The sequence below is a fragment of the Geomonas anaerohicana genome (assembly GCF_016458305.1).
Taxonomy (GTDB): Bacteria; Desulfobacterota; Desulfuromonadia; order Geobacterales; family Geobacteraceae; genus Geomonas; species Geomonas anaerohicana.
In genome coordinates this window covers 22,091-46,106 of sequence record NZ_JAEMHL010000010.1, presented here as the reverse complement: position 1 = coordinate 46,106, position 24,016 = coordinate 22,091, and the positions used below count along the sequence as shown (strand labels likewise).

Genomic DNA, 24,016 nt, shown 5'->3' with positions numbered 1-24,016 from the left:
GCTTGCCCATGCACCGAAGGAGAGGGGGCTGGACAGGTCTAGGGCAGCGCTGCCAGAGCGGCTTCTAACGCACTCGAGTCCTCGAACTCCAGTTCCAGCACCACCGCGAAGCAGCCGGCAAGCTGGTCGGCGTGCGGCAGCAGCTTCACGGCGTCCTTCTGGGTGGTGAGGAGCACCGTGGAACGCGAAGCGGTCTTCAGCCGGAGAATGGCGGCGATCTCGGGTTCGCCGTAGCTCACGTGATCCGGGAAGGAGAGCGTGGTCACCGGCCTCACCCCTACCGCTTCCAAACCATCGAAGAAGGCCGCCGGGTTGGCTATCCCGGAGAAGGCCATGACTCGTGGTCCCTGCGCCGCCTCGAAGCCGGTTGCGGGGCCGCCGCCGAGCGGGATCATGCCAGAAAGACGATGCTTTGTCCAGCAGATCGGCTTGCCGGGAACAGGGGCAGTCCTCGTCTTCCCTTCGGTGGCCCGGGTGCAGATTACCAGGTCCGCCCGGCCTGCCGCCGCAGGCGCCTCGCGCAGGAATCCTCCCGGCAGGGTCAGGCCGTTGTCAAACGGCGTGGTCGCATCCAAGAGCAGGATGTTCAGGTCCCTTTTCAGCTTCAGGTGCTGATAGCCGTCGTCCAGGATGAAGACGTCCGGGTTCAGCTTTTCCAGGGCGTGCAGCCCGGCGCGGTAGCGGTTGGAGCCGATCACCACCATGAGCCCCGGCAGCATCCCGGCCAACTGGCACGGCTCGTCGCCGGCCTCTTCCGGAGTGAGCAGCAGCTTTTCGCCGTCGCAGACGATGCGGATCTCGCCCTCGGCGCTGCCGCCGTAGCCGCGGGACAGCACGCAGACCCGCTTGCCCTGTTTCATCAGGTGCGCCGCGAGCCAAGCCACCGTCGGCGTCTTGCCGGTGCCCCCCAGGACCAGGTTGCCGACCGAGATCACCGGGCGCGGCAGCCGGTGCGCCGGGATGAGCCCGAGCCGGTAACCGAGCGCCCGCAGGCGCAGGATGGCCGCGTAGGGGCGCGACGCGAGCCGCAAAAGGCCGAGCAGGGCCTTGTCGCCCACGCCGCCGCGCTTACCCGCCATCAGGTCGCGGTAATAGGTTTCCGGGTCAGCCACGCTTTCCTCCTTGTCCCAGCAGGGAGGCCATCACATCCAGGTGCCGGCCGGTGGCACCGGCGCTCTCCAGCAGGATCCCGGCGCCGCGGCGCCCGAGGTCTTCACGAAGCGAGGCATCGGCGGAGAGCCGCAGCAGCTCGGCCTTCAGCCCGGCCAGGTCTGTGGGCTGCACCTCCGCACCGCAGTGCTTGACGAAGAGCGCGGCGATCTCGCGGAAGTTCTGCATATGTGGCCCGAACAGCACCGGCACCTGACAGGCGGCCGGCTCCAGCGGGTTGTGACCGCCGGTCGGGACCAGGCTCCCCCCGACGAATACGAGGTCGGAGGCACGGTAGAGGCCGGCCAGTTCGCCCACGGTGTCCAGCAGGAGAATCCCCCCCGCCGGCAGCGCTCGGGAGCCGTCCAGCGCGGAGCGGGACTGGAAGGGGAACCCTTCCTTCTTGATCAGTTCGGCAACACCGGGAGCGCGTTCAGGGTGGCGCGGCGCCAGGATCAGGAAACTCTGCGCATCGCGCGCCAGCAGGTCGCGGTAGGCGGACAGGACCTGCGCCTCCTCACCCTCGTGGGTGCTCGCCGCCGTGAAGACGAAGCTGTCCGTGGGGACCTGGTATTTCGCCTTGATCTCGGCCACCTGCTCGGGCGTTGCCTTGACCACCGGGATGTCGTACTTCAGGTTGCCGCCGACGTGCACCGCCGCAGCCGGAGCCCCGATCGCCGCGATGCGCTCCGCGTCCACGGGCGTCTGCATGCAAAGCGCGGAGAGGCGCTGCAGCACCGGGCGGAAGAACCAGGACAGGCGCAGGTAGCGGCCGAAGGAGCGATCCGAGATGCGACCGTTGGCCAAAAGCACCGGGATGCCCATTTCGCGCGCCACGCCGATGAAGTTGGGCCAGATTTCGGTTTCCATGATGACCACGACCTCCGGCCGGATGCTTTCCAGCACGGAGCGGACGGCGAAGGGAAAGTCGAAGGGGAAGTAGATGCAGAGGTCGGCGGCCTTGCTCTTCTGGGCGACGCTGCGGCCGGTTTCGGTGACGTTGGAGATGACGATCTTCTTGCCAGGGAAGCGCTGGCGGATCCCCTTCAGTAGCGGCAAGGCGGCGTTGGTCTCGCCCACCGATACGGCATGAACGAAGACGACGCCCCCGTCGCCGATCAGATCCAGTTCCTCGGCCGGGATGCGGCCGAAGCGTTCCAGGAAGGCGGTCCGGCGCCCGCGGGAGAGCGACCGGTAAGCGTGGTAGGGAACAAGCAGCGGCAGGATGAGCCACAGGAGCAGGTTGTAGATGATGTTGATCATTGCAGAAACATCCTTGGTCAAAACTCCTCCCTCCGGGGGAGGGAATGTTGCCCCAAAGGCGGCTAGTTGGTCTGGCTGGAGGCGGCCGGCGGCGCGTTCTTCCAGCGCTTGTGCACCCAGTACCACTGCTCGGGATGCTGCGCCACGTACTCCTCTATGTAGCGGTTCAGCCCGTTGGCGTCCTCGGCGGCGGCAGCCTCCGGGTCCTCGGCAACGGAGAGCCGGTACTCGGGATGAATGGTGATGATACTCTTGTTCCCCTCGCGGTGGATGAAGGCGGGCACCAGCGGCGCCCCGCTCTTCCTGGCAATCAGGGAGGGCATGCGCATGGTCCAGGCGGGACGGCCCAGAAAGTCAGCGAGGATGCCCCAGTCGGACTGCACCGCCTGGTCGATCAGCAACCCGACCACCTCGCGCTTCTTGAGCGCGGAAAACATCGCCCGCAGCGCCCCGTCCTTGTAGATGAGCCCGTTGCCGTAGCTTTTGCGGATGCGCTCGATCATCCGGTTCAGGTAGGGGTTGTCCTGGGGTCTGGCCACCACGGAGAGCTCGTGCTTGTGCACCCCGAAGGCAAGCGCCAACAGCTCCCAATTGCCGCTGTGGGCCGTGATGAAGATAAGCCCCTTCCCCTTGGCGAAGGCGGCGTCGAAATGCTCCGCCCCGCGGATCTCGACCGTGTCGATCAGTTGCTGACCGCGCCCCCCGTAGATCTTGCAGACCTCGACGATGCAGCAGCCCAGGTTCTCGAAGACACCCCGCGCCAGTTCCCGCGCGCTCCCCCCCTGCCACCCGGGCTGGCGCTCCAGGAAGGGGAGGCTCGCCTCGAAGTTGGCGATGGCGATCTTGCGCCTTCTGCCCAACAGGCGGAAGGCGATGCGCCCAAGGAACCGCCCCGCCGCCAGGGCGATGCTATTGGGGAGCCGCGCGATCGTGGAGGAAATCACCACGAAAAACGCCATCTCCAGATACCAGCGGATCTGCTTCAACATGCCCGCCCCCGCTTACGCCCTGAACTGCATCCCGTGCAGGCGGCTGTAGATCCCTTCTGCCTGGAGCAGGTCGTCGTGGCTGCCCATCTCGGCCACCACGCCTTTCTCCAGCACCACGATCCTGTCGGCGTGGGTGATGGTGGAGAGCCGGTGGGCGATGACGAAGGTGGTGCGGTTCTGCATCAGGTTGTTGAGGGCCTTCTGCACCATCTGCTCGCTCTCGGTGTCCAGCGCGCTGGTGGCCTCGTCGAGGATCAGGATGGGCGCGTCCTTGAGTATCGCGCGGGCGATGCAAAGCCTCTGGCGCTGTCCGCCGGAGAGGCGCACGCCGCGGTCACCGATGTTGGTCAGATACCCCTCGGGCAGTTCCTGGATGAACTCGTGGGCGAAGGCTGCCTGCGCCGCGGCCTCGACCTCGGCGTCGGTCGCGGTCATCCTGCCGTAGCGGATGTTGTTGGCAATGGTGTCGTTGAACAGGATCGTTTCCTGGTCGACCAGCGCGATCTGTTCCAGGAGGCTCTTCATGGTGCGCTCGCGGATGTCTACGCCGTCCATGAGCACCTGCCCGCCGGTCGGGTCGTAGAAGCGGGTGATCAGCGAGACCAGCGTAGTCTTGCCGCCGCCGGAGGGGCCGACGAGGGCGATCACCTCGCCCCGCTTGGCCGTCAGGTTCACCCCCTGCAGCACGTAGTCGTCCTCGTACTTGAAGCGAACGTCGCGGAATTCCACCTCGCCGCGCGCCTTGCCGAGGTCCCGGGCGCTGGGTGCGTCGACGATCTCCGGCTTCTCGTCCATGACCTCGAAGACACGCTCGGCGGCGCCCATGGAGCGCTGCAGGTTGTTGAACGCAGTCAGGAGCCTCTTAATCGGGTTGAACACCAGCACCATAGCGGTGATGAAGGAGAAGAACTCCGAGGCGCTCTTGGTGCCGTGCATGACGTTTGAGCCGCCGACCCAGATCACCGCCGCGATACCGAAGGAGGTGATGAACTCCATGATCGGGGTGGACAGCCCCTCGTACTTGATGTTCTTGCGAGTGAAGTGGTAGAAGTCGCGGTTGCGCGCCCGGAAGCGCTCAATCTCGCGATTCTCCAAGCCGAACGCCTTGACCACCTTGATACCGGAATAGGTCTCCTGCAGGATGCTGGCGAGATCGCCCATCTTCTCCTGCCCCTGGCGCGCGACGCGCTTGATCCTCTTGCCGATCTTCCTGGCCGGGACCACGGTGAGCGGAATGACCACGAAGGAGATCAGTGCAAGCTGCCAGTCGCGGTAGAAGATGACGCCCAGAAGCGCCACGGCGGAGAGGCCGTCGCGGAACAGGCCGGTGATCACCTGCCCCACCCCTTCCTGCATCATGCTTACGTCGGAGAGGACGCGCGACATGAGCGTGCCGGTCTCGTGGCGGTGGAAGTAGCCGATGCTGAGCCGCATGTTCTTTTCGTACAGGTCGTTGCGCACGTCCTGGACCGCGAGCTGACCGGCACTGCGGATGAAATAGTCGTTGGTATAGCGGCACAGGCCGCGCAGCGCGTAGAGGAAGACGATCCCCAGCGGCAGCAGTACGAAGATCGCCGTCTCCTTGCCGGAGAAGATCCTTCTCAGGACCGGCTCCACCAGGTAGGCCATGGCGCCGTCCATGCCGCCCACGCCGACCGAGCCGAGCGCGGCCAGTGCGATGCGCCAGCCGTAGGGGCGGCTGTAGCTTAACAGGCGTTGGAATACATTGGGTTTTACGGGTGCTGCACTGCTCATTTCATCATCTCCAAGGCGAGTCGGGCCACACGGCCCAGGGCCCCGCCGTTACCAAGCTTCACTCTCATGGCCGCGAAATCCTCGCGCATCTGCGCGGCATACCCCGGCCGGTTCAGCAGGGCGTCGATTTCGTCTGCGATCGGCACCGGCTCCGCCTCGTGCTGGAGCAGTTCCTGGACCATGCGTTTTTCCGCGACGATATTGCTGATGCCGATGTGCGGCACGTTGATCACCCTCTTCCCTATCTCGTAGGTGAGGGTGGACATCTTGTAGATGATCACGTGGGGGACTCCCACCAGGGCGAGTTCCATGACCACGGTCCCCGAGGCGGCGATGACCGCGTCGCAGCCGCTCATCACGTCGTGGTTTCTGCCGGCCACCACCTTCACCTCGAGCCGGGTGCCGGCAAGGTACGGTGCCAGGTCCTCGTCCTTCAGCGAGGTCGCGCGCGGCAGCACGAACTGCAGGTCCGGCATGCGCTCCTTGAGGATCCGGGCCGACTCCAGGATGATGGGGAGGAGCTTCTGCAGCTCCGAACGGCGGCTCCCCGGGAAGAGGCCGACGCAGCGCCGCTGCGGGTCGAGCCCCAGCGAGGCAAGCGCCTCGTCCCGCTTCATGGTCGGCTTGACCAGGTCCAGCAGGGGATGCCCCACGAAGGTGACCGGTACGCCCGCCTTCTGGTAGAAGGGGACTTCGAACGGGAAGAGCACCGCCATCATATCGACGACGCGGCCGATGCCGTGCACACGGTGACTCCTCCAGGCCCAGACCTGCGGCGAGATGAAGTAGAGCACCTTGACGCCTGCTTTCTTGGCCACCTTGGCGAGCCGCAGATTGAAGTCGGGGTAGTCGATCAGGATCAACAGGTCGGGGGGATCGGAGCGGAGCTTTTTCTTCAGGGTGGTGAAGCCGCGCACGATGGTGGGGAGATGGGCCACCACCTCGACCAGTCCCATCACGGCCATCACGTTGGCGTCGACCAGGGTCTCGACCCCGGCCTCGCGCATGCAGTTGCCCCCCATGCCGAAGAAGCGGGTTTCGGGGGCCAGCGCGCGGATGGCGGAGGCGATCTGCGCGCCGTACATCTCGCCGGAAGCCTCCCCGGCGACGATCATCACTGATTGTTTCTTCTCTTGCAAAAGAACCTCTGAAAAACAGGTTGAGGCTGAGGTTAAGGTTGAGAAAAAGCACTTCCTTAACCTCAACCTCGACCTTGACCTGCTTCTTTCTTACCTGGTGACCCCTCTCTTGGCGCCTTCGATGAATGCGATGAAGTGGTCGACTTCGGGGCAGCTGGGGAGTTCGGTCTTCATCTTCTCGACGGCCTCGGTGAGCTTGAGACCCGACATGGAGAGGAGCTTGTACGCCTTCTTCAGGCTGGAGATGCTCTCTTCGGAGAAGCCCCGCCTTTTCAGCCCGACCAGGTTCAGCCCGCGCAACCTCGACTCGGAGCGGTCGCCGGTGACGATGGTGTAGGGAGGAATGTCGAGGGTGATCGAGGTCATGCCGCCCACCATGACGTGCGCGCCGATCCGGGTGAACTGCAGGACTGCGGAAAGCCCCCCCATGATGGCGTAGTCCTCAACGGTGACGTGCCCGGCAAGCGTCGCCGAGTTGGCCATGATCACGTTGTTGCCGATGTGGCAGTCATGGGCCACGTGCGAGTAGGCCATGAACAGGTTGTTATCCCCGACGGTGGTCTCGCCGTCACCGGTCACCGTCCCCAGGTGCAGGCTGGCAAACTCGCGGATGGTGTTGCCGTTGCCGATTTTGAGCCAGGTCTTCTCCCCGTGATACTTCAGGTCCTGCGGCACGGCCCCAACCGAGGCCATGTGGAAGATGGTGTTGTCCTCGCCGATCTCGGTCCAGCCGTCGACGACGGTATGGGGGCCGATCTTGGTCCCCTTGCCTATGCTGACGTTTTCGCCGATCACGACGTACGGGCCGATCTCGACCCCCTCGGCGATCTTGGCGCCCGGGTGGATTATTGCGGTGCTGTGGATCATAAAATTCTCCGTGTACTACTTGTCGCCCAGCGTTGCCTTCAGTTCCGCTTCGGTCATCAGGGTCTCGCCGACGTAGGCCTTGGCGCCGCAGCTCCAGATGCCGCGCTTGTTGAACAGGGTCTCCACCTCGATCCTCAGGGTGTCGCCCGGCTTCACCGGCTTTCTGAAACGTGCGTTGTCGATGGCCATGAAGTAGCTGACCTTCTCCTTGGCTTCCGCGCCCATGGCGGTGTAAGCCAGGATGGCGGCGGCCTGCGCCATGGCCTCGATGATGAGGACGCCCGGCATGACCGGGAAGCCCGGGAAGTGCCCCTGGAAGAAGGGCTCGTTCATGGTGACGTTCTTGATTGCGACCACGCGCTTGCCCGGCTCCAGTTCGAGCACCTTGTCGATCAGGAGGAACGGGTAACGGTGGGGCAGGATTTCCATAATCTGTACTATGTCGAGCATGCTGATTCTCTCCTCGCATCGGCCTCACGCCCCGTGGGCTTGAGCCGAAGTAATTGCATTCTAGTAACTCCTCCCACAATGGGAGTCCCCCCTCCCCTACTCCCCTTTTGCCGCCAGCTTTTCCTCGAGCTCGGCGACCCGTTTCTCCAGGGCCGACAGCGTCTTCCTGAACTCGGGGAGCTTGGGGACCAGGGTGGAGCTCTTCAGCCATTCGCGGTGCGGCATGACCGGGGTCCCGGAAAGGACCTGGTTCGGCTCCACGTTACCCGGGACGCCGGACTGGGCGCCGATCATCACGTTGTCGCCGATCTTGATGTGGCCCGCAACGCCGACCTGGCCGCCCAGGATGACGTGCTTGCCGAGCTGGCTGCTGCCGGAGATGCCCACCTGGGACACGATCATGCAGTCTTCGCCGATCACGCAGTTGTGGCCGATCTGGACCAGGTTGTCGATCTTGGTGCCGCGTTTGATGCGGGTCACTTCCAGGGCGGCGCGGTCGATGACGGTGTTGGAGCCGATTTCGACGTCGTCCTCTATGACCACGATGCCGATCTGCGGGATCTTGTACCAGGAGCTGCCGTCGGGCGCGTAGCCGAAGCCGTCCGAGCCGACCACGGTGCCATCGTGGATGGTGACGCGGTTGCCGATGCGGCAGCGCTCGCGGACGCTGACGTTGGCGTAGAGGGTCACGTCGTCGCCCACGCTGGCGCCGGGGTAGAGCACCACGCCCGGGTAGAGGGTGACGCGGTCGCCGACGGTGACGCCGGGACCGACGCTGGCGCCGGGATAGATGGTGACGTCCGCCCCGATCTTGGCGCCGGGAGCCACGAAGGAGCCGGGCAGCACGCCCAACCGCGGCGGCGGTGCGGTGTAGAACAGGGTCAGCAGTTTCGCGAAGGCCAGGTAGGGGTTGGCGTGGAAGATGGCGTTCTTGCCGTGGGTGTTCCCCCCGATGCCCATGAGCACCGCCGAAGCGTTGGTGGTGGCCACCTTGCCGGCGTACTTCGGGTTGGCGAGGAAGGTGAGCTGCCCCTCCCCTGCGTCATCCAGGGTGGCCAGCCCGCCGATCAGGATCTCGCCGTCCCCGGAGACGGTGCCGCCCAGGTGCTCTGCGATCTCACGAAGTGTCTTTTTCATGCAAACCTCAAAAAAACGTTCAACGTTCAACGTTCAACGTTCGTAAAGTGTGTGCCGTCGGGCAGCATCCAGCGTGACGTGTACCGTCTCAAAAACGACAATTCCCCCGAGCTCGTAAGGGCAGGAAGACTGCGCCGCATCACTGCGCGGTTGCAGCCCCTGCCCCCCTTTGGCAAGGGGGGAGGGTCTTAACGTCGAACGTCGAACGTTGAACGGGTGTTATTTCTTTCTGCTCTCGTTGAACGCCTTCAGCACCGCGTCGGTGACGTCGGCGGACGGGTCGATGTAGACCATGGTCTCCCTGCTGAAGATCGCGGTGTAGCCGCTCTTGCGACCGAAGTCCTGCACCACCTTGCCGATCTCGTCCAGGATCTTGTTGGTGTACTCACCGTTCTTCAGCTGCAGGTCGTCCTGGGCATCCTTCAGGAAACGCTGGTACTCCTTCATCCCCTTCTGGTAGTCGCGATCCTTGGCGCTGCGGGCGGACTCGTTCAGAAGCGCGGTCCCCTGGCTCTCCAGTTCGCCCTTGAGCTTGAGCAACTCGGCTTCCTTGGCGGCCTTCTCAGCCTCGTACTTGGAAGCCTTCTGCATCAGTTGGTCCTTCGCCTCTTTGCCGGCGTCGGATTGCGACAGCACTTTCTGGATGTCCACGGAACCGATCTTGGAACCGTCAGCAGCCATTACCGAAAGCGGAAGTGCCAGAACCAGCGAAATTGCCACGATGAAACGTTTCATGACTTGCTCCTTGCCGTACATGGATTTAGAAAATGCTGCCGATCGAGAATTCGAGTTTGCCGCCTTTGTTGTCGATCCCTTCCCTGGGGTTGATGGGTACCCCGTACTCCAGCCTCAAGGGGCCGATCGGGGAGTACCACCTGATGCCGCCGCCGTAGCTGGTCAGCACGGTGCCGAAGGTCTTGTCGAAACTGTTGTCGCAGTTGCCGGCGTCGAAGAAGAGCACCCCTTTGAGCCCGGCCTCCTTCAACAGCGGGAAGGTCCATTCCACGTTGGCCACCGCCTCGACGGAACCGCCCAGATAGACGCGGTTGTCCTTGGGCTTGTCTGCATTGCCGTTAGCGTCCTTGTCGAAGACGGTGGTGGTCTTGAAAGGGCTCACCGTCCTGGAGGAGAAGCCGCGCAGCGAACTGATGCCGCCCAAGTAGAACTTCTCGTCGATGGGGATCTCTTTGCCGCCGTAGGACTGGACGTAGCCCAGGGTGCCGCGCACGGAGCCCACGCCGTAGAACAGCGGCTGGAACAGGGTGTGCTCGGTGATGTACTTCACGTACCGGTTGCTGCCGCCCAGACCGGCGAACTCTATCGACAGCGAGTTCAGCATCCCGGTGGAGGGGTCGAGGCGGTAGTCGGTGGTGTTCCTGGAGATGCTGGCGATGATGGCGCTGGTGGTGGACTGCTTCTCCGGCTCCAGCACGGCGCCGTCGTTGATGCTCTTTCTCAGCTCCGGCGACTCGTCGAAGATGTCCTTGATCTCGTACTTGTAGAGCCAGAAGGTGCTCACCGTGTCGGAGAGGGGGTAGCCCGCCTTGATGTCGCCGCCGGTCGCCCTGCGGGTGTAGTCCAGGTACTGCCGCTCGTTTCTGTAGATGTCGGCACCCAGGGTCCACTTGGTGTCCATGAAGTACGGATCGGTGAGGCCCAGGTTGTAGGTCTGCGACTTGCTACCCAGCGAGGCCGCCGCGGTCATCTTGAGGCCCAGGCCCAGGAAGTTCGCCTGCTGCACGGAGCCCTGCCCGATGATGCCGTCCAGCGAGCTGTAGCCGGCGCCGATGCTGAAGGTCCCGGTCGGTTTCTCCTTGACCTCGACGTTCAGGTCGAGCTTGTCGGGGGCGCTCCCCTTGGCGGTGGCCACGTTGGCCTCCTCGAAGAAGCCGGTGTTCATCAGGTTCTGTTTGCTCTTCTTGAGCGCGGTGGAACTGTACTGGTCACCCTCGTCGAGCCTCAGCTCGCGGCGCACCACCTTGTCGCGGCTCTTCACGTTGCCGGAGATGTTGATCCGGTCGATGGTGACCTTCTGCCCCTTCTCCATGTCGAAGGTGATGTCGATGGTGTGGCTCTCGGGGTTCAGCTTGGTGAGCGGGTTGGCATTGGCGAAGGCGTACCCCTTGTCGGCGTACAGGTCGGTCAGCCCGAAAACGTCGGTGCGCAGGTCGGCGCGGCTGAAGAGCTGGCCCGGCTTCTCCTTGAGCTTGCCGTTCAGCACGCTCTCCGTTTCCAGCAGCTCGCCCTTGAAGCCCAGTTTGCCGACGCGGTACTGCTCGCCTTCGGTGATGCCGATGCTCACCCTGAGCCCCTTGCGGTCGGGGAGCAGTTCCACCTTGGGCTCGCCGATCTTCACGTTGACGTAGCCGTTGTTCATGTAGTGTTCGGTGAGGAGGTTGACGTCGTTTTTCAGCACCTCTTCCTTGTAGGTCCCCGCGCCGGTAAGCCAGGACAGGAACCACTTCTCGCCGGTCTCCATGGTCTTCTTCAGCTTCTTGTCCGTAAAGGCGTGGTTCCCCTCGAACTCGATCTTCTGGATCAGGACCTTGTCCCCTTCCTTGATGCGGAAGATGACGTGGACCTCGGTATCGGAGCGGATGCTCAGGTCGCCGTTGACCTCGGCGAGGTAGTATCCCTCGTCGGCGTAGAGCTTCTTCACCTTCTTGACGCTCTTTTGCAGGTCTTTCTGGGAGAAGACGGTGTTGGGCTTGATCTCGATGGCCTCGCGCACCTTGTCGGTGGAGAGTTCCTTGGCCCCCTCGATCTTCACCTCGCGCACGATGGGCTTTTCGGTGACCACGTACTCGAGGACGACGCCCCCGTCCTTGGCCTCGCTCTGCGCCTTGACGTCGGTGAAGTGGCCGAGCTTGTAGATGGCCCGGATGTCGGCATCGACCTTGTCGGCGGTGGCGACGTCGCCGGCCTTCAGGCGCAGCGCCGGGAGGATGGCTGCCGTCTCGATGCGGTGGTTGCCGCTGATCTTGACCGCCACGATCTTGTCGCCGGCCGTCTGCTCGGCAGCCTTGTCGGCCGCGGCCTTGTCAGCGGAGGTGGTATCGGTGGCCTTCCCGGCAGCAGCCTGCTGGGCCTGGGCGGAAACCGTAAGACAGAGCATCAGCTGTGCGGCAAGCAGGGTAGATAACGATTTACGCAGCAAAGGGTCCCCCGAAAAAGCCAAAGAAAATAATCATCAATGAAAACGAAGGCGGGCTCAGGCCGCCTCGACTACCTTACCGTCGACCATCCTGACGGTGCGCGCCATGCCGGCCGCGAGTTGTTCGTTGTGGGTCACGATCACCAGCGAGATGCCGGTGTTGCGCTGGATCTCGTACAAGAGCGCATGCACCTCTTCGCTGGTCTTCATGTCCAGGTTGCCGGTCGGCTCGTCGGCCAGAAGGAGCTTCGGCTCACGCACCAGGGCGCGCGCGATGGCCACCCTCTGCTGCTCCCCGCCGGAAAGCTCGCCCGGCCGGTGGGTCACCCGGTGGGACAGCCCCACGTCCTTCAAAAGCTTGAGCGCCCGCCCTTCGCAGCGGGAGCGCTTCTCCCCGCCGATCAGAAGCGGCATCATCACGTTTTCCAGCGCCGAGAACTCCGGCAGCAGGTGGTGAAACTGGAACACGAAGCCGATGGAACGATTGCGGAAGGAAGCCAGCGGCTGATCGGCCAGATTGAAGATCTTCTCGCCGTCAAAGAGCACCTCACCGGAGGTGGGACGGTCGATGGTCCCCATCACGTGCAGAAGGGTACTCTTGCCGGCGCCGGAGGGTCCCACCAGTGCGATGGTGTCACCCGCAGCCACGGTGAGATCGATCCCCTTCAACACCTCGACCCTGGCCTCGCCGGTCCCGTAGGACTTGAACAGGTTCTTTACCTCGAGCAAGCTACTCATAGCGCAGCGCCTCGGCGGGAGCCATGCGCGAAGCGGCCCAGGAGGGGTACAGCGTCGCGGCGAAGGAGATGAGCACGGCGGTGACGCTGATCAGCACCACGTCGGAGGCCACCACCTGGGACGGGAAGTGGTCCAGGTAGTAGATGTCCTTGCTGAACAGTTCGAAGCCGGTCAGCTTCTGGATCACCGAGACGATCGGCTCCAGGTTGAGGGCGACCAGCAGTCCCCCCAGGACACCGATGATGGTGCCGAACACGCCGATGATGAGCCCCTCGAAGACGAAGATGCGCATGATGCTGCGGCTGGTCGCACCCATGGATTTGAGTATCGCGATGTCGCGGGTCTTTTCCATGACCACCATGAACAGCGTGGAGGCGATGCCGAAGGCGGCCACCAGCACGATCAGGGTCAGGATGATGAACATGACGCTCTTCTCGGTCTTCAGTGCGAACAGGATGTTCTTGTTCATCTGCATCCAGTCGCGGGCATGGTAAGGGGGGCCCAGTTCGCGGTCGATCTTGCGGGCCAGCTCACCGGTCTTGTACACGTCGCGCACCTTCAGCTGGATGCCGGTCACCACGTCTCCCAGCCCCAGGAACTGCTGGGCTTCCTGCAGGGAAACGTAGGCGAGGGTCGAGTCGTACTCGAACATGCCCGTGTTGAAGATGCCGGTGATGCGGAAGCGGTTCAGCTTGGGCATCATGCCGAGCGGGGTGATGTTTCCCATCGGGGAGATCACGTCCACCGTGTCCCCCAGGAAGAGCCCCAGGTTCTTGGCGAGCTCCTTGCCGATCACCACCCCGGGGGTCTTGCCCACCTCGGTTTCCAGCGATTTCAGGTCCCCCTCCACCATCGACTTGTGCAGGTTGGTGACCTTGGCGTCGGTGGCGACATCGATGCCGCGCAGCACCACCCCGGAGACGTTCTTGCCGGTGGAGAGCATGACCTGGTTGTAGATGAACGGTGTCGATGCGACGACGCCGTCTATGCTTTCGATCTTCTTCATCACCTGCGGGTAGTCCTGCACCGCGCCCACACTGTTCAGGACCACGATGTGCGCGTTGGTCCCCAGGATCTTGTCCTTGAGGTCCTCCTCGAAGCCGGTCATCACGGCCAGCACGATGATGAGGGCCATGACGCCCAGGGCCACCCCCGCGACCGAGATCAGCGTGATCAGCGAGATGAAGGTCGATTTGCGCTTCGCCTTCAGGTAGCGCAGCCCTATGAAGAGCTCGAAGGGCATTATTTGCCCTCTTTCCTGAGCTGCGGGAACAGGATGACGTCGCGGATGGACGGCGAATCGGTGAGGAGCATGACCAGGCGGTCGATGCCGATCCCCTCGCCGGCGGTCGGCGGCAGGCCGTACTCCAGGGCGCGGATGTAATCCTCGTCCATGTAGTGCGCCTCTTCGTCACCCTTGTCCTTGGCGGCCACCTGGGCCAGGAAGCGCTCCTTCTGGTCGCGCGGGTCGTTCAACTCGGAGAAGGCGTTGGCCATCTCGCGGCCGGCGCAGAAGAACTCGAAGCGGTCCACGTAGTCGGGATCGTGGTCGTTCTTCCTGGACAGCGGCGACACCTCGGTCGGGTAGTTGGTGATGAAGGTCGGCTGGATCAGCTTGGTCTCGGCGACCTCTTCGAAAATCTCGGTGATCAGCTTGCCGTAGCCGATGTCTTCGGGAAGCTCCAGCCCGATTTTCTGGGCGTAGGCGTAGGCGAGGTCGCGATCCTCGAGGCTCTTGGCGTCGATGTCGCCGTACTCGAGGATGGCCTCCTTCACGGTGAACCTCTTCCAGGGGCGCTGGAAGCTGATCGGCTCGCCGCCGTAGGTGAAGTCGAGCGTGCCCAGAAGTTCCTGGGCCACGTGGCAGAGCAGTTCCTCGGTGAAGTTCATCAGGTCTTCGAAGGTTGCGTAGGCCTGGTAGAACTCCATCATGGTGAACTCGGGGTTGTGACGTACCGAGATACCTTCGTTACGGAAGTTGCGGTTGATCTCGAAGACGCGCTCGAAGCCGCCCACGACCAGGCGCTTCAGGTAGAGCTCCGGGGCGATGCGCAGGAACAGTTCCATGTCCAGCGCGTTGTGGTGGGTCACGAACGGTTTCGCGGTGGCGCCACCCGGGATCGGGTGCATCATCGGGGTCTCGACCTCGAGGAAGTCGTTTTTGGTCATGAACTCACGGATGAGGTGCACGACCTTGGAGCGCTTGTAGAAGACTTCGCGCACTTCCGGGGAGACGATCAGGTCGACGTAGCGCTGGCGGTAACGGGTCTCCACGTCGGTAAGACCGTGGAACTTCTCCGGCAGAGGCAGCAGCGATTTGGTAAGCAGGCGCACGGTGGAGACGGCTAGGGACAGCTCCCCGGTCTTGGTGCGGAACGGGGTGCCGGTGGCGCCGATGATGTCGCCGATGTCGTAGTTTTCGAACTCGGCGAAGAGCTCCTCGCCCAGGGTGTCCTTCTTCAGGTAAAGCTGCATGCGGCCCTTGCGGTCCTGTACCTGCACGAAGGCCGCCTTGCCGAAAGAGCGGCGCATGATGATACGGCCGGCAACCACGAAGGTCTGCGGGTCGTCCTCGATCACTTCCTTGTCGCCGTAGGCGTCGCGCACGTCGGCGGAGGTATGCTGAGGCTTATAATCGTTCGGGTACGGGTTGATCCCCGCCTCCCACAATGCATCTACCTTGCGTCTTCTCTGCAGCAGCAGTTCGCTCAACTCTTCCATGTTATCTGCAACCTTTCTTTACCGCGGTGGGCTGTGAAACAATCCGTCAAACTAAACTATTTGCGTCAACCAAGTCAAGGGAAAAGGGGTACGGCTCAGCCTGGTGATGCAAGGCTAAAGCCGTATCCCTTCTGACAAATGTGCTACTGGAACTTGACGGTGACCGGGAGCTGGAAGTACGTGATGGTGTCAGTGGCTACCTTGTTCCCGACTTGCCCGTTGCCGTTGTCTCCCCAGGCATACCAGGTCCCGTTGACGAGGGCAAAGGAACTGGTCCCGAAGGCAGCGATGTCGGTGACGCCGGTGAGGGTGCCGGTCCCCGCCGTGTTCAGGGCATAGACGAACTCGAAGCTGCTGAGCGAGGTGTCCTTGCTGGTGAGGCTCGGCCTCTGGCTATTGCCCAGTTGGGCCTTGTCGTTGTAGCCGACGGCCTGGACGAAGTTGCCGGCGTCACTGCCGCGCGGCCCCATCAGGAGCAGCAGATGGTTTATGCCGGTGGCGATCTTCTTGATGACGTTGTCGTCCGTGGCGGCAATGGAAAGCACCGCGACGGGGACGGCAGTTTGCTGCAGCACCGCCGGATCTTGCGCCAGCTCCCCACCGGTTGTCTTTTTGGGGTTAGTGGGGTCAGTAGCATCCTTGTAGCCGTTGTAGCCCCAGCCCCAAAGCGTCTGGGTGAGTACACCATTCCCGTCGACTTTTTCCTCGAGCGCGTAGCTGGTCCTCGACGAGGCGGCGATCTTCGTGATCGCGCCGCCGTTGCCCGGCAACCCGAGAACCTTCCTCGGGCTTGAAATGGCCGACGAATAGGTGTCGAGCACGACGTGCCCAGCCTGGCCTTTGCGGTTGTCCCCCCAGGCGTAGACCGACCCGTCGCCCATGAGGGCAAGCGAGTGGTAGCCGCCGGCGGCGACCTGGACCGTCTTCAGCGCGGTCAGGTCCTCATCAGCGTGCCCCCGCTTGATCTCGACGGGGACCGTTTTTTTGATTATGGTGCTGTCGCCGAGTTGGCGGTTCGCGTTGTCGCCCCAGGCGTAGAGCGCGTCGTTGCCGACGGCGAGGGAGTGATACGCTCCTGCGGCGATATCGGTCACAGTGGTGACGGTGTTGGGGAACGTAACCGGCACCGGCGAGGATTTAAAGGCATCCGGATAGGTGGTCAAGGCGGTGCTATTGCCGAGCTGGCCGTAGAGGTTGTAGCCCCAGGCCCATACCTTGGTGCCGTCGGTCACCATGGTGTGGGCGACGCCGCCAACGGCCTTGGTCATGTTCACCATCCCCGGCACCGGAACGGCGATCTCACGGGTCTTGAGGGTCCCGTCGCCCAACTGGCCGAAACCGTTGTACCCCATGGTGAAGGTAGTGTGGTTCCTGAAGAGGACGCTGTGCTCGTAGAAGATGGAGACAGTAGAAGGGATGTGGTCTTTGGAGGAAGAACCGCCGCAACCGGAAAGGGCGGCAGTAAGAAGCCCGGCGCAGATCAAAAGCCTGAAACGCCTGCAATTTTGCATATGAGAGACCCCTTGATGGTGAATTCGATCCGGCGGATTTAACTATACATAAAAGGGAATGTCAAGGACGGACTCCGGGGGATGGCAGTTGACATGCTGCGGTAGTTGCATGTAATAATGGCCCTTTTACAAAACGATACAAAGGTTAATAAAACAATACGGAGGAAGTCATGGCTATCGAGCCGAACAAGGTCATCTACTCGATGATCGGTGTGAGCAAGTTTTACGACAAGAAACCGGTGCTGAAAGACATCTACCTCTCCTATTTCTACGGCGCCAAGATCGGCGTGCTCGGTCTGAACGGCTCCGGCAAGAGTTCGCTCCTGAAGATCCTTGCCGGCACGGACAAGGAGTTCAACGGCAAGACCATCCTCTCCCCGGGTTACACCGTCGGATTCCTGGAGCAGGAGCCGACCCTCGATCCGTCGAAGACGGTGCGCCAGTGCGTCGAGGAAGGCGTGCAGGAAGTGGTGGATCTGGTCAACGAGTTCAACGAGATAAACATGAAGTTCGGCGAGGAGATGACCGACGCCGAGATGGAGAAGCTCTGCGACCGCCAGGCCAAGGTGCAGGAAAAGCTGGACCACCTGGACGCCTGGGACCTGGACAGCCGACTGGAGCTGGCCATGGACGCGCTGCGCTGCCCCCCTCCCGAGACCAACGTCGCCAACCTCTCCGGTGGTGAGAAGCGCCGCGTCGCCCTGTGCCGCCTGTTGCTGCAGAAGCCGGACATCCTGCTCCTGGACGAGCCGACCAACCACCTGGACGCCGAGAGCGTCGCCTGGCTGGAGCAGCACCTGCAGCGCTACGCCGGCACGGTCATCGCCGTCACCCACGACCGCTACTTCCTGGACAACGTGGCCGGCTGGATCCTCGAGCTGGACCGCGGCCAGGGGATCCCGTGGCAGGGGAACTACTCTTCGTGGCTGGAGCAGAAGGAGAAACGCCTGGCCCAGGAGGAGAAGACCGAGAGCGAGCGCCAGAAGACTTTGAAGCGCGAGTTGGAGTGGATCAGGATGAGCCCGAAGGGGCGCCACGCCAAGGGTAAGGCGCGCATCAACTCCTACGAGGAGATGCTCAACACCGAGAGCGAGCAGCGCGCCAAGGACCTGGAGATCTTCATCCCGCCCGGGCCGCGTCTGGGTGGCGTCGTCGTCGAGGCGGACAAAGTCAGCAAGGGGTACGGCGACAAGCTCCTCATCGAGGGGATGGAATTCAGGCTCCCGCCGGGCGGCATCGTCGGCGTGATCGGCCCCAACGGCGCCGGCAAGACCACCCTGTTCCGCATGATCACCGGCGAAGAGAAGCCCGATTCCGGCACCTTCAAGACCGGCGAGACCGTGAAACTCGCCTACGTGGACCAGAGCAGGGACGCACTCGATCCGGACAAGACCATCTGGGAAGTGATCTCCGAAGGCCAGGAGCAGCTGCAGCTCGGCAAGCAGCTGGTCAATTCCCGCGCCTACGTGGCCCGTTTCAACTTCTCCGGCGCCGACCAGCAGAAGAAAGTGGGCATGCTCTCCGGCGGCGAGCGTAACCGTGTGCACCTCGCCAAGATGCTCAAGGACGGCGGCAACGTCATCCTGCTTGACGAGCCGACCAACGACCTCGACGTCAACACCATGCGTGCCCTCGAGGAAGCGCTGGAGAACTTCGCCGGCTGCGCCGTGGTCATCTCCCACGACCGTTGGTTCCTGGACAGGATCGCCACCCACATCCTCGCCTTTGAGGGGGACAGCAAGGTGGTCTGGTTCGAGGGGAACTACTCCGAGTACGAGGAAGACCGTCACGCGCGTCTCGGCACCGCGGCCGACCAGCCGCACCGCATCAGGTATCGCCAGCTCACCCGCGCCTAGGCGAGCCAGCAACGGAAAAGGGGGCGGCCGAAAAATCGGCCGCCCCCTTCTTTTTTTGTCCGACTGGTCCGACTGGTCCGACTGGTCCGACTGGTCCGACTGGTCCGACTGGTCTGACTAGTCAGACTGGTTCGAGTCCGACCGCCTTTTCTTCCTTGCAACGCCGTACACCACCTCGTACGTCGCCGGCACCCCGTCCTCGCTGCCGAACCTCTTGCGGTAGCTGGCCATCATCTCCAGCATCACCCGCCGCTCCGAGAGCCCCTTGCCGCTCGCCGGCGCCGTGCTCCCCGCCCCGATGTTCTTCAAGGAACGCAGCAGCTCCGGCACGTCCGGGTGCATTTCCACCTCCAGCTCCGAACTGACCCGCGGACCACAGAACCCCGCCCGCATCAGCGCGCCCGACACTTCTTCGGCGGGGAAAAAGCTATGGGTGCGGTCGGCGCCCCCTTCGAGCACCGCACGGTACGACTCCCGCAACTCGAACAGGGTGTGCTCCCCGAACAAGGCGAAGCAGAACACGCCGCCAGGCTTCAGCACGCGCAGTGCCTCGGCGAAAGCCTGGTCCAGCGTCGCCAACCATTGATAGGTCGAGGTGGACACGACCACGTCGAAGGTCTCGGCTTCGAAGGGGAGCGACTCCGCATCGGCGTTCACCATGCGCACCCGCCTGCCGGCCAGGTTGCGGGCGGCTGCCTCGCACATCCCCGGCGCGAGGTCCGCGCCGACGGCATCCATCTCCGGGTAAAGCTCGGTCAGCCGGGTCAGCAGCCTCCCGGTCCCGGCACCGATGTCGAGCAGCGACGCGGGCGCCACCTGCTCCGCCTGCAGCAGCGCGAGCACCTTTTCCACCACGCGCCCCTGCACCACCGCATGCCGGTCGTAATCGGTCGCCTGCCGGTGGAACGACTCGCGCACCTTATCTCTGTCTATCTCTGCCGCCATCTACACCTTCTAAGTCCCCTCCCCCGGAGGGGGAGGGTAAGGGAGGGGGAAAGGAGATCTTGCCCCGCCTGAAGTTACAGCCCCGCGATGAACTCGCGGAGCACCGCGTTGAACCGCTCGGGCCTGGTCATGAAAGGCGCGTGACCGCACCCCTCGAATATCTCCAGCCGCGCCATCGGGAGGTGCTGCGCCAGGTATTCCGAGGCAGTAACGGTGCAGACAGTATCCTGGTCGCCATGGATCACCAGCACCGGCCGGTCCACCTGCGGCAGTTGCGCCCTCAGGTCCGCCGTGGAGAGGATGTTCAGCGATTGCATCACCGCCTCGCGGTCGGCGGAGCGCCCCCCCAGCACGATCTCGTGCACGATGCGCTGGTAGAGGTCGTGGTCCAGTTCCCCTTCGGCGAACATCCCCTTGAAGAAGTCGCCCATGGTCTTCTGGTGGTCGCGCCGCAGGCGCAGCCCCATCCCCTTCACTTCAACCGGCGCCTTGCCATGCGGGTAGTCGTCACAGCTGGCGTACCTGGCGTTGCCACCGACTAGCACCATCCCGGCCAGCCGGGAGCGCAGTGCCGGGAAAGCCTGCAGCGCCACCTGCACCCCCATCGACCACCCCACCAGCACCGCGTCCTGCAGGGCCAGCTCCTCGAAGAAGGTGCCCAGGTCCGAGGCATAGTCGTCGATGCTGTAGGACGAGGCCGGCGCCGAATGGCCGTGACCGCGCAGGTCGAGGAAGATGAGCCGTCCGGCGTCCTGCAGCTCCTGCTGGAAACGCCAGGCCCGGCCCGACATGGCCCAGCCGTGGACAAACACCACCGGCCGCCCGGCGCCTATTTCCTGGTAATGCAAAGTCATAAATAAGTCCCAGTCAAAAGCTCAACACAGAGGTTTTTAAATTACCCCGAGCTTCTTCCCCAGCCGCTCGATGGTGTCGGCGGCGGCTTCCAGGTCCGCGGCCTCGTGGGTCGCCATGATGGTGCAGCGCAACCGGCAGCTTCCGGCGGGAACGGTGGGCGGACGGATCCCCTGCACGAAGATCCCCTCGTCCAGCAGTTCCTTGCTGAACCGCATGGTCGCCTCGGCCGGCCCCACGAAGATCGGGACGATCTGGGTCTCGCTTCCCATGGTATCGAAGCCGGCGGCCGCCAGCCTCCCCTTGAAGAGGGCGACGTTTGCCGCAAGTCTGTCCCGCAGCTCCTTCCCCTCCCGGGAGTCGACCAGGTCCAGCGCCGCGACGGACGGGGCCAGCACCGCCGGCGGCAGCGAGGTCGAAAAGATGAAACTGCGCGCCTTGTTCACCAGGTAGTCGCAGATCTCCGTCGATGCGGCCGCATATGCGCCGCAGCTCCCCAGCCCCTTGCCCAGCGTTCCCATGTGAATATCTACGCCGTCCATCACCCCCAAGAGCTCGGCCGTGCCGCGTCCGGTCGCCCCGAGGACGCCGGTGCCGTGGGCATCGTCGACCATGAGCAGAGCATCATACTGCCGGGCGAGTTGCACCATCTGCTGCAATGGGGCGATGTCGCCGTCCATGCTGAAGACCCCGTCGGTGACGATCAGACGCCTTCCGCTGCCGGGCTTTTCCCGCAGCAGCCGCTCCAGGGCCGCCATGTCCCGGTGCGGGTAACGGTGGAAATCAGCCCGCGACAACAGGGCGCCGTCGACGATGCTGGCATGGTTCAACTTGTCCGAGTAGATGGCGTCGCCACGGCCGACCAGGGCGGAAATAATGCCGGTGTTGGCGGCATAGCCGGAGTTGAAGACCAGCGCCTTTTCGGTCCCCTTGAAACGGGCGATACGCTCCTCCAGTTCCACGTGCAGCGCCATGGTGCCGGAAACCAGCCGCGAGGCGCCGCTCCCTGTCCCCAAAGCCGCACCGAAGACCGCGGCCCTGCGCAGTGCGGGATGATCGGCCAAGCCGAGATAGTTGTTGGAACAGAGCAGGAGCACACGTTTCCCGTCCAGCTCGACGTGGCTCCCCTGCGCCCCGTTTATTACCCTCATGCTGCGGTACAGCCCTTGGGAACGCAACAGGTCCAGTTCTTCTGCGAATGTCTGCACAGCCTCTCCTTTCCATGCCGGGGTGAACGCGGAGCCATTGTTATTAGCACAGGCGCTCCGGTTCGTCAACCTGACAACCATCTGCGGTTGACAAATACATACACCTTATCCTATGCACTTGATTTAGCAAGATAAACCTGCCATACCATGAGCGACAGGTCACCGCCACCAGAATTGCACCCCATCCGAAGCGGGATATACTCTTAAAGTTTTTTCATCAAACATCCTGCCTCAACCTGCTACTGACACCCGCAGCACTATCAGGAGAGCCGCCATGCCGCATCTCCAAAACCGCAACGGATACACCTCGTTGATGGAGCGCCTGGAAAGATTCCCTCAGGGAGCTCCCCCCTCTGAATTGCTCGCCAAGATACTCGCCCTGCTCTTCACCGAGCAGGAGGCCAAGCTCGTGGGTCAGCTCCCAATGCACCCGTTCTCGCCGGCACGCGCAGCCCACGTCTGGGGTGTAAGGGAGGTCGAGGCCTACCGCACGTTGGAAGGGCTGGCGGAGCGGGGCTTGTTGCTGGACACGGAACACGAAGGGGAGAAGCTCTACATCCTGCCGCCTCCCATGGCGGGGTTCCTCGATTTCGTGCTGATGCGGGTCCGAAAGGATGTGGACCAACCGGCCCTCAGCCGTCTGCTCGACCAGTACCTGAACCAGGAAGAGGAGTACATCCGCGACCTTTACACTGACGGCAACACCGCCAGCACCAGGATCATGGTGGACGAAGAGCAGGTCCCGTCCTCCAACCTGGCGCACCTGTTCAACTACGAACGCGCCTCCGAGGTAATCCAGGGGGCCAGGCGCATCGGCGTCGGTACCTGCAGCTGCCGCCACAAGATGAGGCACGTGGGCAGGGCATGTTCGGCACCGCTGGAGACCTGCATGGTGTTCGACGACCTGGCCGATTCCCTGATCCGACACGAGCACGCCCGGGAGATCAGCGCGGAACAATGCCTGGAGCTGCTGCAGCAGAGCAGGGAGCAGAACCTGATCCAGGTCGCTGACAACGCCCAGTTCGGCGTCAGCTCCATCTGCAACTGCTGCAGTTGCTGCTGCGAAACTCTGATCCGGGCTCGCAAGTTCTGCAATCTGCAGCCCGTCTGCAGCACCAACTACCTCGCCGAACTCAGGCCGCAGCGCTGCAGCGGTTGCGGGCGCTGCGTGGACGCCTGCCCCGCCGAAGCGATGCGTCTGGTCTCCGCCAATGACCCGCAGCACCCCTGGCAGCGCAGGTGCGTGCAGGACCAGGAGCGCTGCCTCGGCTGCGGCGTCTGCGTGCGGGTGTGCCGCACCAACTCCCTGGTGCTCATTTCCAAGGCGGAGCGGGTGGCGACCCCGGTGGACAACGCGCACCGGCTGGTGCTGATGGCCCTGGAGCACGGCAAGCTGCAACACCTTATCTGGGACAACCCGGCCATGCTCAATCACCGTGCCATGGCGGCCCTGGTCGGGGCCATCCTCAGGCTCCCCGCGGTGAAACAGAAGCTGGCCGCCAGTGAGCTTGGCTCGCGCTACCTGGGCGGCATCATGCAGAGGGTGGCCGAGCGCTCCAGCCGGATGCCCCTGCGGTTGTGACACCCGTGTCACGGTTTGCACTTCCCCCCGGGATATGCTACTTTCGCGACTGGTCGTACCACACCGTCCCGGGAAAAAGATATGCGCGGATTGAAATACCTGGCTGGATATTCAGAACAAGTCATTTCGAAGGTGGAGCGCCTCCTGGCGAGCAACGAGTTGGGGGGCGTTTTGCTGGCCAAGTACCCTACCCCGCACCAGGTCAGGACCGACCGGGCTCTCTACGACTTCACCGTCAACCTCAAGAACGAATTCCTGCGCAAGTCGCAGCCGCTCAGCAAGGTGAGCTACGACCCAAAGATCAGCGTCATCAACCACGCCCTCGGCCTGCACTCCTTCGTGTCGCGCGTCCAGGGAGCGAAGCTGACCGCCAAGCACGAGATCCGGATCGCCACGGTGTTCAAGACCGCACCCGTCGAGTTCCTGCGCATGATCGTGGTGCACGAGCTGGCCCACCTCAAGGAGAAGGAGCACAACAAGGCTTTCTACCAGCTCTGCGAGTACATGGAACCCGGCTACCACCAACTCGAGTTCGACATGAGGTTGTACCTGACCCACCTGGACGCCTTCGGCCCGCTGTACCAGGAAGCCTGAACAGCATCCCCTCAGCGCCGCACCTCGCCGTTCCCCGCCATTGACAACAGCACCCCTGCCGCTAGCATTTACCTTGCCTCAAATTAACAAACGCCAACGCTTCACC

The 24,016-nt window shown here is 63.2% G+C and carries 20 protein-coding genes; 3 read left to right on the top strand and 17 right to left on the bottom strand.

Annotated features, from left to right (window positions below):
* Positions 1 to 38: 38 nt before the first annotated feature.
* From lpxK to JFN91_RS16915, 14 genes are all read right to left on the bottom strand, one after another.
* On the bottom strand, positions 39 to 1,079 hold the full coding sequence (gene lpxK, locus JFN91_RS16980; RefSeq protein ID WP_215907433.1) for a tetraacyldisaccharide 4'-kinase: 1,041 nt from the start codon (positions 1,077 to 1,079) through the stop codon (positions 39 to 41).
* Between the two features lie 25 nt (positions 1,080 to 1,104).
* Positions 1,105 to 2,412, bottom strand: a complete 1,308-nt coding sequence (locus tag JFN91_RS16975; protein ID WP_199390385.1) for a 3-deoxy-D-manno-octulosonic acid transferase — start codon at positions 2,410 to 2,412, stop codon at positions 1,105 to 1,107.
* A gap of 62 nt (positions 2,413 to 2,474) precedes the next feature.
* Entirely contained in the window at positions 2,475 to 3,401 is a 927-nt protein-coding gene (locus tag JFN91_RS16970) for a lysophospholipid acyltransferase family protein (protein ID WP_199390384.1), read from the bottom strand.
* 12 nt (positions 3,402 to 3,413) lie between these two features.
* Complete coding sequence (gene msbA / locus JFN91_RS16965; RefSeq protein WP_199390383.1) at positions 3,414 to 5,156, bottom strand: lipid A export permease/ATP-binding protein MsbA; 1,743 nt, start codon at positions 5,154 to 5,156, stop codon at positions 3,414 to 3,416.
* Positions 5,153 to 6,271, bottom strand: a complete 1,119-nt coding sequence (lpxB, locus tag JFN91_RS16960) for a lipid-A-disaccharide synthase (RefSeq protein WP_199390470.1) — start codon at positions 6,269 to 6,271, stop codon at positions 5,153 to 5,155. The genes msbA and lpxB overlap by 4 nt, the downstream gene beginning before the upstream one ends.
* Before the next feature lie 114 nt (positions 6,272 to 6,385).
* The gene (lpxA, locus tag JFN91_RS16955) at positions 6,386 to 7,162 is read right to left on the bottom strand and encodes an acyl-ACP--UDP-N-acetylglucosamine O-acyltransferase (RefSeq protein WP_199390382.1); all 777 of its coding nucleotides are present in this window, start codon (positions 7,160 to 7,162) and stop codon (positions 6,386 to 6,388) included.
* A 15-nt stretch (positions 7,163 to 7,177) separates the two neighbouring features.
* Positions 7,178 to 7,612, bottom strand: a complete 435-nt coding sequence (gene fabZ, locus JFN91_RS16950) for a 3-hydroxyacyl-ACP dehydratase FabZ (protein ID WP_199390381.1) — start codon at positions 7,610 to 7,612, stop codon at positions 7,178 to 7,180.
* 96 nt (positions 7,613 to 7,708) lie between these two features.
* Complete coding sequence (gene lpxD / locus JFN91_RS16945) at positions 7,709 to 8,749, bottom strand: UDP-3-O-(3-hydroxymyristoyl)glucosamine N-acyltransferase (RefSeq protein ID WP_199390380.1); 1,041 nt, start codon at positions 8,747 to 8,749, stop codon at positions 7,709 to 7,711.
* A gap of 219 nt (positions 8,750 to 8,968) precedes the next feature.
* The gene (locus tag JFN91_RS16940) at positions 8,969 to 9,484 is read right to left on the bottom strand and encodes an OmpH family outer membrane protein (protein WP_199390379.1); all 516 of its coding nucleotides are present in this window, start codon (positions 9,482 to 9,484) and stop codon (positions 8,969 to 8,971) included.
* Between the two features lie 25 nt (positions 9,485 to 9,509).
* Positions 9,510 to 11,906, bottom strand: a complete 2,397-nt coding sequence (gene bamA / locus JFN91_RS16935) for an outer membrane protein assembly factor BamA (RefSeq protein WP_236015228.1) — start codon at positions 11,904 to 11,906, stop codon at positions 9,510 to 9,512.
* Positions 11,907 to 11,960: 54 nt separating this feature from the next.
* Positions 11,961 to 12,641: an ABC transporter ATP-binding protein gene (locus tag JFN91_RS16930; RefSeq protein ID WP_199390378.1), complete on the bottom strand. Its 681-nt coding sequence runs from the start codon at positions 12,639 to 12,641 to the stop codon at positions 11,961 to 11,963.
* Positions 12,634 to 13,884 carry a lipoprotein-releasing ABC transporter permease subunit gene (locus JFN91_RS16925; RefSeq protein WP_199390377.1) on the bottom strand — a complete coding sequence of 417 codons (1,251 nt, stop codon included), beginning with the start codon at positions 13,882 to 13,884 and terminating at the stop codon, positions 12,634 to 12,636. Before JFN91_RS16925 ends, JFN91_RS16930 begins: the two co-directional genes overlap by 8 nt.
* Positions 13,884 to 15,362 (bottom strand): lysine--tRNA ligase, encoded by a 1,479-nt coding sequence (gene lysS / locus JFN91_RS16920; protein ID WP_199390376.1) that lies wholly within the window; start codon positions 15,360 to 15,362, stop codon positions 13,884 to 13,886. Before lysS ends, JFN91_RS16925 begins: the two co-directional genes overlap by 1 nt.
* A gap of 143 nt (positions 15,363 to 15,505) precedes the next feature.
* The gene (locus JFN91_RS16915; RefSeq protein WP_199390375.1) at positions 15,506 to 16,873 is read right to left on the bottom strand and encodes an RCC1 domain-containing protein; all 1,368 of its coding nucleotides are present in this window, start codon (positions 16,871 to 16,873) and stop codon (positions 15,506 to 15,508) included.
* A gap of 170 nt (positions 16,874 to 17,043) precedes the next feature.
* Here JFN91_RS16915 and ettA point away from each other — a divergent pair, with 170 nt between their 5' ends.
* The gene (ettA, locus tag JFN91_RS16910) at positions 17,044 to 18,729 is read left to right on the top strand and encodes an energy-dependent translational throttle protein EttA (protein WP_199390374.1); all 1,686 of its coding nucleotides are present in this window, start codon (positions 17,044 to 17,046) and stop codon (positions 18,727 to 18,729) included.
* Between the two features lie 117 nt (positions 18,730 to 18,846).
* Here ettA and JFN91_RS16905 read toward each other — a convergent pair whose 3' ends face one another.
* The 3 genes from JFN91_RS16905 to bioF form a co-directional block, all read right to left on the bottom strand.
* Complete coding sequence (locus tag JFN91_RS16905) at positions 18,847 to 19,674, bottom strand: methyltransferase domain-containing protein (RefSeq protein WP_199390373.1); 828 nt, start codon at positions 19,672 to 19,674, stop codon at positions 18,847 to 18,849.
* Between the two features lie 74 nt (positions 19,675 to 19,748).
* Positions 19,749 to 20,528 carry an alpha/beta fold hydrolase gene (locus JFN91_RS16900; RefSeq protein ID WP_199390372.1) on the bottom strand — a complete coding sequence of 260 codons (780 nt, stop codon included), beginning with the start codon at positions 20,526 to 20,528 and terminating at the stop codon, positions 19,749 to 19,751.
* A 36-nt stretch (positions 20,529 to 20,564) separates the two neighbouring features.
* Positions 20,565 to 21,734, bottom strand: a complete 1,170-nt coding sequence (bioF, locus tag JFN91_RS16895) for an 8-amino-7-oxononanoate synthase (protein WP_199390371.1) — start codon at positions 21,732 to 21,734, stop codon at positions 20,565 to 20,567.
* Between the two features lie 274 nt (positions 21,735 to 22,008).
* Here bioF and JFN91_RS16890 point away from each other — a divergent pair, with 274 nt between their 5' ends.
* Together JFN91_RS16890 and JFN91_RS16885 are read left to right on the top strand one after the other, a co-directional pair.
* Positions 22,009 to 23,316 (top strand): 4Fe-4S dicluster domain-containing protein, encoded by a 1,308-nt coding sequence (locus JFN91_RS16890; protein ID WP_199390370.1) that lies wholly within the window; start codon positions 22,009 to 22,011, stop codon positions 23,314 to 23,316.
* A gap of 81 nt (positions 23,317 to 23,397) precedes the next feature.
* Positions 23,398 to 23,910 carry a M48 metallopeptidase family protein gene (locus JFN91_RS16885; protein WP_199390369.1) on the top strand — a complete coding sequence of 171 codons (513 nt, stop codon included), beginning with the start codon at positions 23,398 to 23,400 and terminating at the stop codon, positions 23,908 to 23,910.
* The last annotated feature ends 106 nt before the right edge of the window (positions 23,911 to 24,016 follow it).